This is a genomic window from Bradyrhizobium sp., from assembly GCF_017881085.1.
GTDB lineage: Bacteria > Pseudomonadota > Alphaproteobacteria > Rhizobiales > Xanthobacteraceae > Bradyrhizobium.
Genome location: NZ_JADGRI010000242.1, coordinates 1 through 8334 on the forward strand (window position 1 = coordinate 1; position 8334 = coordinate 8334).

The 8334-nt window shown below is 62.5% G+C and carries 10 protein-coding genes; 3 read left to right on the plus strand and 7 right to left on the minus strand.

Going from position 1 to position 8334, the window contains the following annotated elements:
- Positions 1-1081: hypothetical protein (locus QZ213_RS20270; RefSeq protein ID WP_291687878.1), on the plus strand; the 1081-nt coding region annotated here is incomplete at its 5' end.
- Here QZ213_RS20270 and QZ213_RS20275 read toward each other — a convergent pair.
- The 3 genes from QZ213_RS20275 to QZ213_RS20285 form a co-directional block, all read right to left on the minus strand.
- Entirely contained in the window at positions 1068-1661 is a 594-nt protein-coding gene (locus QZ213_RS20275; protein ID WP_291687879.1) for a Smr/MutS family protein, read from the minus strand. The genes QZ213_RS20270 and QZ213_RS20275 overlap by 14 nt on opposite strands.
- A complete protein-coding gene (locus tag QZ213_RS20280; protein WP_365885080.1) occupies positions 1658-3190 on the minus strand; it encodes an MltA domain-containing protein in 1533 nt (510 codons plus the stop codon). The genes QZ213_RS20275 and QZ213_RS20280 overlap by 4 nt, the downstream gene beginning before the upstream one ends.
- Positions 3191-3266: 76 nt before the next feature.
- Positions 3267-3974, minus strand: a complete 708-nt coding sequence (locus tag QZ213_RS20285) for a Tim44/TimA family putative adaptor protein (RefSeq protein WP_291687881.1) — start codon at positions 3972-3974, stop codon at positions 3267-3269.
- Positions 3975-4459: 485 nt separating this feature from the next.
- Between QZ213_RS20285 and secB the strand changes: the two genes are divergently transcribed.
- The gene (gene secB / locus QZ213_RS20290) at positions 4460-4945 is read left to right on the plus strand and encodes a protein-export chaperone SecB (protein ID WP_291687882.1); all 486 of its coding nucleotides are present in this window, start codon (positions 4460-4462) and stop codon (positions 4943-4945) included.
- A 4-nt stretch (positions 4946-4949) separates the two neighbouring features.
- Here the strand turns inward: secB and dnaQ are convergent, their stop codons facing one another.
- From dnaQ to QZ213_RS20310, 4 genes are read right to left on the minus strand one after another with little or no spacing between them, the layout of a single operon-like run.
- The gene (gene dnaQ, locus QZ213_RS20295) at positions 4950-5645 is read right to left on the minus strand and encodes a DNA polymerase III subunit epsilon (RefSeq protein ID WP_291687883.1); all 696 of its coding nucleotides are present in this window, start codon (positions 5643-5645) and stop codon (positions 4950-4952) included.
- 26 nt (positions 5646-5671) lie between these two features.
- The gene (coaE, locus tag QZ213_RS20300) at positions 5672-6271 is read right to left on the minus strand and encodes a dephospho-CoA kinase (RefSeq protein WP_291687884.1); all 600 of its coding nucleotides are present in this window, start codon (positions 6269-6271) and stop codon (positions 5672-5674) included.
- 37 nt (positions 6272-6308) lie between these two features.
- Complete coding sequence (locus QZ213_RS20305) at positions 6309-6917, minus strand: Maf family protein (protein WP_291687885.1); 609 nt, start codon at positions 6915-6917, stop codon at positions 6309-6311.
- The gene (locus QZ213_RS20310; RefSeq protein ID WP_291687886.1) at positions 6914-7753 is read right to left on the minus strand and encodes a pyruvate, water dikinase regulatory protein; all 840 of its coding nucleotides are present in this window, start codon (positions 7751-7753) and stop codon (positions 6914-6916) included. The genes QZ213_RS20305 and QZ213_RS20310 overlap by 4 nt, the downstream gene beginning before the upstream one ends.
- A gap of 469 nt (positions 7754-8222) precedes the next feature.
- Here QZ213_RS20310 and QZ213_RS20315 point away from each other — a divergent pair.
- A partial coding sequence (locus QZ213_RS20315) for a CopD family protein (protein WP_291687887.1) occupies positions 8223-8334 on the plus strand: 112 nt, incomplete at its 3' end.

The window sequence follows — 8334 nt, forward strand, 5'->3', positions numbered from 1 at the left end:
CGTCAACGTCGCCGTCCTGATCGGGGTTTTTCTCTACAAGCTCACGCGCGAGCCCTACGTCCCCTACATTCACCTCTTGGTCGATTATCATTTCGGCTTTACCAAGCGCGCGCTGATCGGCGCGGTCGTATCGCTGTTCACAGTCAAAGTGCCGGCGTGGCTCGTATTTGCGATTTCCGGCACGGTCTGGGTCATCACCGCCGGTCTGTTCATCGAACTGTTCCGGCGGACGTTTGGGTTCGACGATGAGCACGTGCCGCTGTTCGTCTTCATGGCCGGCTCGCCGTTCTTTCTGAAGAATTTCATGCATACGCTCGGGCATTTTGACATTTACGGCTGCGTCTTCGCGATTCTGCTGCTGCTGGTGCCGGCGCGCTCGCTGGCATTCATCCTGCTCGCCGCGCTGGCCTCGGTGATCCTCGTCCTCGTTCACCACATTCATCTCCTGATGTATGTGCCGACCATCGCGGTCATCGTGCTGCTGCGCTATTATCTGGTGCAGGGCTTTGACCGGAAGAATGCAACCATCGGCATCGCCGCGGCGCTGTGCGTCGGGCTGTTGTTCCTGGCAGCGCAATTTTCGGGAACGATGAAAGTGCCCGAGGCGGAATTCGTTCAGTATCTGCAGAGCCGGATGACCGACCCCAGCCGCACCGATCTCCTCGGTTTCAGTTACATCTGGTATCAGCCGCTTGCCAAGGAAGTCTCGGATACCTGGGCCCGCATGCCTTCCAACATCCTCGGCGTTCCGGTGTTTGCGCTGTTGATCTGGCTGCACGCCCCGCTCTGGAAATATTTTGGCGACTTGATCGGAGCGCTCTCCGAAGATCTGCATCGGCGTGTCGTCGTCGTCGCCCTGGTGATCGTGAGCGCGGCCTATCTGGTGATGTTTGCGATGGTGTTCGACTATTCCCGGTGGATCTCAAACTGGGCGGTCTGCATGTTCCTGATATTGCACGCGGTCAAAGCCCTCCCAGCCTCGCACGCCGTGCCGCCGATCCCGGCGCGTGACCCGAAGACCACCGTTCTCGGCTGGATCGTGACACTGATTCCACGCGTCGGAATCGTCAGGCCGTTCTAGAGCGCCTGATCCGCACATAGAGCGCGCCTTCGCCGCCATGGCCGATATGCGCCTCTTCGAATCCGACCACCAGCGCGCGGAATTCCGGGAGACTGAGCCATTGCGGCACCTGACGGCGCAGCACCCCGCGCTCCGACTCAGCGCCCATTTTGCCCTTGCCGGTGATGATGAGCACAAAGGTCAGGCCGTCATGGTGGGCGCGCTGCAAGAAACCTGTCAGCGCGTGATGGGCGCGGGTCTGCGTCATGCCATGCAGATCGAGCCGGGCGTCGATTTGTTTCTTGCCGCGTGACAATTGCGAGCGCTCGCGGCGCCCCAAAGGCGCCAGCGGCGGCGCGGCCGGCGCCTCGGTTCTTGGCGAGCGCGGAATTTTGACGGGCGGATGCGGACCGGCCGACACAGCGGGTTTGGGCGAGACCGCAGCGTCGGCCGCCTCAATCTTCGCGGCGCGCGGTTTCTTGCGCAGCGGCTTTACCTGCTTGGCCACGTTCTCCCACAGCACGCGCTCTTCTTCGCTCAAGCTGCGTTTGCGGCGTGGCGGCGCCGGCAATTCCGGGATCGGCGTCGAGGAACGTTTCATCGGCCGCGATGAACCCGATAATTGCGATGGTGACGATGCACCACGCGAGCCGGGGCGATGTTCGGCCGGGCTTCCGGCAGCGGCACGGTTTTGGCGGCAGCGGCCGGCGTCGTCGAGGCCTGCGCCACCGCGGTTGCCGGTTGCGCCGGCGTGGCCGCTGCATTCCCGGCAGGCTCGGCGGTCTTCGGCGCGTCTTTTGCGCTTGACGCCTGGGAGGCATCCGCCGGTTTCGCGCCGTTCTTCTGGTCCTTTAGAGGATCGACCTGCGGGAACAGCCTGGCGATTTTCGCCGACGGCCGGGCATCCGGCAGCGGCATCTTGCGGCCGCGCGCTGCCGGATCGAGGCTTTTCGGCACCAGAATCACAAACCGCATATTGTTCTTCAGCCGGCCGGACACCCGACCGGCATCCACGCCGGCGCCGAAATAAAGATCGGCGCGCGCGGGCCCCGTTATCGCCGATCCGGTGTCCTGCGCGATCATCAGCCGGCGAAACGGCGTCTTCGATTGCTCCGATTCGATCGGCAGTTCGCCTTCGATGAAGAACGGCGTGCCGTAGACATGCAATGCCTTGTCGACAGCGATCGAGCGGCCCGGCGTCAGCGGGACGCCCTGCGCGCCGACCGCTTCATCCTTGTCGGAGAGCGGCACCACGCGAAAGAACACATAGGCGCGGTTCTGGCGCCGCAATTCGTTGGCGCCGTCGGGGTTCTGCTCCATCCATTCCCGGATTTTCTGCATCGACATCTGCTCTTTCGGGATGATGCCGCGGTCGATCAGGATGCGGCCGACCGCCGTATAAGGATAGCCATTATGCGCGTCGTAATTGATGCGAACGGTCGAGCCGTCCTCGAGCCGGACCCGCGCCGAGCCCTGGATCTGCGCGAACAACAGATCGGTCTGACTTTTCAGCCAGCAAATCTCGAGGCCCCGGCCGGCGATCGCGCCGTCCTCGATCGCGGCGCGATCGTAATAGGGCACGAGCTTGCGGCGGCCGATCTTGCGGAACACCTCGCCCTTGTTGGGCAGGCTGGGCGCATCCTGTTTGAAGCCGCGGACGAATAAATTGGAGGGACGGCGATAGACCGGCACGTTGTAGATCTCGGTCTGCGTTCGCGACCCGTCGAGGATCGGCTCGTAATAGCCGGTGACAAAACCCTGATCTTCCCCGAGCCGCGAGATGCGCAGGGGCAGAAAATGTTCTTCGAAAAAAGCCCTGGCCCTGGCGCCGTTGGAAATATCGGCAACCCGGGCCGCGCGGCAGGGATCGCGCAACGAGCCGCCGAGCGGCCTTGGATCTCCTTTCGGATCGGCCGGCGGATCGCGCTGCGCGGATATCGGCGTGCAGCTGATGCGAAACGCCTGGTAGGCCTTAAAGTGATCGTCATCGTTCCAGCCGGCGATATCGGCCCAGGCCACCGGGGCGTATTGGCTGCCGCTCAACTGAAACGGCCATTCGAGGGCGGGATATGGCAGATGCCGATGCGCAGGCTCTGCGGTGCGCGCGGGATGCAATTTGCGCGCGGCTATTGCCGCGAACGGAGCCAGCGACAGCGCGAGGGCGATGACACAAAACGCGATGGCGTATCGTTTGACGCCGCGTGCGTTAGTGAGCGCTTCCCGTGCCAACCAGCTTCCAGTTCGGATCGCGTGAAGTAGCGTCGCGGGCGAATGTCCAAACATCGGTGATATCGGTGACCTTATCCGGATTGCCGTCGACGATCGTGCCGGCCTTGTCTCGGGTGACCGAGATCATCTGCGACACGAAGCGGACCGTCAGCTGCGCCGACCTGTCGCGCGCTTCCGCCCCCACCAGTTCGGCCTTGTCGATCGACACGAAGCGGGTTTCGGTCTTCTGCTCGCGCTTCTCCCGATCCTTGATCACGGCCTCGAAACTGTCATAGACCTCGGACGACAACAGGTCCTTCAGCGCGCGGCGATCGCCATTGGCGAACGCCAGCACGATCATCTCATAGGCGCTGCGCGCGCCCGACAGGAAATGTCGGGGGTCGAATGCGGAATCCAGCGCGGCAATGGCGTCCAACCCCTGGGCCAGCGGCGTGCCGGGCTCAGCCAGGCCTTTCCAGCGGTCGGTCGGCGGCACCACGTCCGCCGTGGGCGCCAGCGGCGCCTGGTCGATCACCGCGCCCGGTATCGGGACCACATTATTATTCTCCTGCGCGCCCTGCACGACGTTGCGCGCCGTGCGATCGTAGGGCGGCCGTTCGCCTCCGGTGCGCTGTCCGAGAACATTGCGCAAGCGCAGGAAGATGAAGACCGCCAGCGCCAGGAAGATGATGGTGTAAATATCCACGTCGCTTTTGCTTTCTGGTTCTCACGCCGGCAACGGGTCCGGCGCTAGAGCGTTCCCTCCGAGGGGAATGGCAGTGACTACGTCACGGATGGGTCAGCAGCATGTAGGCACGAAACTTGGCCCGACCAATGGCGCGTTTTGGCATGAAAAGCCATGCCGGTGGAAATCGGCCAGGCCGGCACTCTCGCCAGTTTGCCACAAACTAAATTGTAGCGCGTTTTGATCTTGGGGGGAAACCCCGATCATGCCCGGAAATCGCGCATATTCAACAATTTAGGGGTATTCTCGGCGCCAATGACGGCTATTTGCCGCACAGGGTGATTAGCGGGGGCCCAGCTGGGCGGGCGGCGCGCGATTGTCATCCTTGTGGAGTGAGGCGGGGCTATGTTAGCCACTCGCCCCGTCAACAGCATTTTCCCAATACCCGAGCGAATTTGGACGCAAGACCGGCGCCGTTTGCTTGAAACGCTCCAGGAGAGATTTCCATGACCGACGGCAACGGCGCGCCTCCCGAAGCGGCCCCTCCCCAGCTCAACGTGCTGGCGCAGTACACCAAGGACCTGTCGTTCGAGAATCCGAACGCCCCGAGCTCGCTGGCGCCGCAACAGCAGCAGCCGGCGATCAACATCCAGATCAATGTCAGCGCCAACAATCTCGCCGAAAATGAGTACGAAGTGACGCTTTCGGTCGAAGGCAAGGCGGAGAACGCCGGCAAGGTGATGTTCAGCTTCGACCTCGCCTATGCCGGGGTGTTCCGGATCGTGAACGTGCCGAAGGAAAACCTGCACCCGCTGGTGATGATCGAATGCCCGCGGCTGTTGTTCCCGTTCGCGCGCGAGATCATCGCCACCGCCGTGCGCGATGGCGGGTTCCCGCCCTTGATGCTCGACCCCGTGGATTTCGTCGGCCTGTATCGGCAGAACATGGAACGGCAGGCGGCGGCGCAAGGCGCACAAGCCAAGCCGAGCTAACTGCTCACGCGCCCAAAAAATCGTCCCAGATCGGCTTGTCGCCCAGCGTGGCGACAAAGGCACGATGCGCCGCGCGATCTTCCTCCGATATCCGCGGCACCAGCGGCACCTCGCGCTGCCGGCGCGGCATTTCGCCGTATCCGCCCGAGCGGGTATCGCGGGTCTCGGCCGCCAGGATCAGTTGCGACTGCCGGGCCCCGATCAGATCGATATAGACCTCGGCCAGAAGCTCGGCGTCCAGCAGCGCGCCGTGCTTGGTGCGGCGGGAGTTGTCAATCGCATAGCGCGAGCAGAGATCGTCGAGCCGGTTCGACACGCCCGGATGCTTGCGCCGCGCCAGCGTCAGCGTATCGACCAGCCGGTCGCGCGCGATCGCCGGGCGCTTGATGCGGTCGAGTTCGGCATTGATGAAGCTGATGTCGAACGACGCGTTGTGGATCACCAGCGGCGCGTCGGCGATGAATTCCAGGAACTCGTCGACCACATGGGAAAACAGCGGCTTGTCGGCGAGAAATTCCGTCGAAAGCCCGTGTACCGCGAAAGCTTCGGCCGGCATGGCGCGCTCGGGATTGATGTGCCGGTGAAAGATCTGGCCGGTCGGCATGCGGTTGATAATCTCGACACATCCGATCTCGACCAGCCGGTCGCCGCGCAGCGGGTCGAGGCCGGTGGTTTCGGTATCGAGAACGATTTCGCGCATGGAGGACAGACCGGAAAAAAGGCGAATCAGGTTCGCCGCTGCGGCATCTTAGCAGTCTGATCCAGAATGTCCCGGATCCGGGCCCGCACAGGGTCGAGCCCGTGCGATGTATCCACCACGAAATCCGCGCGCCGGCGTTTTTCGGCATCGGGCAGCTGCCGCGCCAGGATGGCATCCAGCTTTTCTTCGGTCATGTTGTCGCGCGCGAGAATTCTCTGGCGCTGATTTTCCGGCGTGGTCGTGACCACCACCACCGCATCGACGCGCTTCTCGCCGCCGGTCTCGTACAGCAAGGGCACGTCGACCACCACGACCGGCGCGCCGGACCGCTCCGCATCGTCGAGGAATTTTTGCCGCGAGGCGCCCAGCATTGGATGGACGATTTGCTCGAGCCGCTTTATCGCGGCGGGATCGTGCACCACCTGCGCCGACAGACGCGCGCGATCGATCTTGCCGTCGACCGTCGTGCCGGGAAATGCCGCTTCTATGGCTGGCACCGCCTCGCCTTCGTATAATTCATGAACCGTCGCGTCGGCGTCGTAGACGGGAACGCCGGCCTCCGCGAACAGTTTTGCGGTGGTTGATTTCCCCATCCCGATCGAGCCGGTCAGCCCTAGAATGATCATCCAGCTCCCGCCATTGGCTGCTTGTCCGGGTTTCCTTTTACACGGCGAGCAGCCGCTCGCTACGCAAAAACGCGAGCAATTGCAGCAGCGGCAGGCCGAGGATGGTGAAATGATCGCCTTCGATGCGCTCGAACAAATGCACACCGAGCCCTTCCAGCTGGTAGGCGCCGACGCTGGAGGTAACGGCTTCGCCGGCCTCGTTCAGATAAGCCTCGATTTCGGCCGCAGCGAGCGGCCGCATCGTCATCCCCGCGACAGCAACGGTTTCGAACAGGATCTTGCCGTCGCGCGCGACCGCAACGGCGGAGTGCAATTCATGTCTGTTGCCGGCCAGCGCGCGCAGTTGCCCGGCCGCCTGCATCCTGCCGGCCGGCTTGCTGAAAAGCCGCTTCCCCAGCGCCAGGGTCTGGTCTGCGCCGACAACGAATTGGCCGGGATGTCGGCTCGACACCGCCCGGGCTTTCTCACCCGCCAGCAACGCGGCGATGTCGCCGGGCAAGGTCAGGCCGGAGGATTGCTGCACACCCCTCTCGTCGATGTCGGCCGGCACGGCTTGGTAATCAATGCCGGCACCGGCAAGCAGCATTTGCCGCGCGCGGCTTTGCGACGCCAGGATCAACGGAGATGGCCCGCGCCAGAGCGTCATTCGGGAAGCCGTTGCCGCTGTCTGTCGGTGAACAGTTTCAGAACCGCGGCCGCGGTCTCCTCGATTGATCGCCGCGTCACGTCAAGCTGCGCCCAATTGAATTTGGCGCTCAATCGCCGCGCGAACGCGACCTCGTCGGCGACAGCCTGCCGATCGATATAGTCGTCGTTGCCGGTACCGGCCCCCAGGCTCAACAGCCTGTTTTGCCGAACTTGAATCAGGCGCTCCGGCGTCGCATGCAGGCTGACCACCAGCGGCTTTTTCAGCAACTCCAGCTGAAGCGGGGGCGCAATGCCCGGCACCAGCGGAACATTCGCGGTGCGGATGCCGCGGTTGGCGAGATAGATCGAGGTCGGCGTCTTCGAAGTGCGGGACACCCCAACCAGGACCACGTCGGCCTCTTCCAGTCCTTCGACGTGCTGGCCGTCATCATGCATCATCGTATAGTTCAAGGCGTCGATGCGCTTGAAATATTCCGCGTTCAGGGTGTGCTGCGCGCCGACGCGCCCGGTGGTGGCGGCGCCGAGATACGCCTGGAATAATTGCATGACCGGGCCGATGATCGAGAGGCTCGGTATATTGATCTGCTGGCACTTGGCTTCCAGCCGGCCGACCAGATCCTTTTCCAGCAAAGTGAAAAGCACGATGCCGGGCGCCTCCTCGATTTCATCCAGCACGCGATCGAGCTGCTTCTGGCTGCGCACCAGCGGATAGACATGCTCGACCGGCGTCACGTTGGCGTATTGCGCGGCCACCGCGCGCGCCACCGTGATCAGGGTCTCACCGGTCGAATCAGAGACCAGGTGAAGATGAAAATAACTGCCGGACGTGGGCACCTGAACCCCTGTGTAACCTGTGAATCCTTGTGGACCTTACCTGGGAGAATCGGACGGGGGTCGAGCGGTCAGGGATAACCCGGCTTTTTCTTCACAGGCCTCGAAGTAGGGATAAGTCCATCTACCGGCGGCAATGATAGTGCGATTATGTGGACTTGTCTCTTCATAAGCTGACGACAAGCGGGCGCAAGCGCCTGAAGCCAGTGACGTTATTTGGATCGTGCGCTGATCGGCGTGGAATGTTGATGGATGTGAACAAGAGGGATCAACCGCGGGACATTCTTGCGCGGGCGCTAATCACCGCTACTTAGACTCAAACCTAAGATTCTAGAATTATTAGTTTAGAGAAGCGGTGCTTTGCGGATATGTCTCGCTTCAGGACGGGGCTCGCGTATAGGCAACGCCGAGATTAGAAGGGCGTTCCGGAGTTTTGAAGACAACGGATTTTGCGAACGGGCGAGGCTTGCGGATGTACGAGTGGGTCAAAGCGTTGCATGTGATCGCGGTCATCGCCTGGATGGCCGGCATGCTTTATCTGCCGCGGCTGTTCGTTTATCATTGCGAGGCGGAGGCCGGATCGA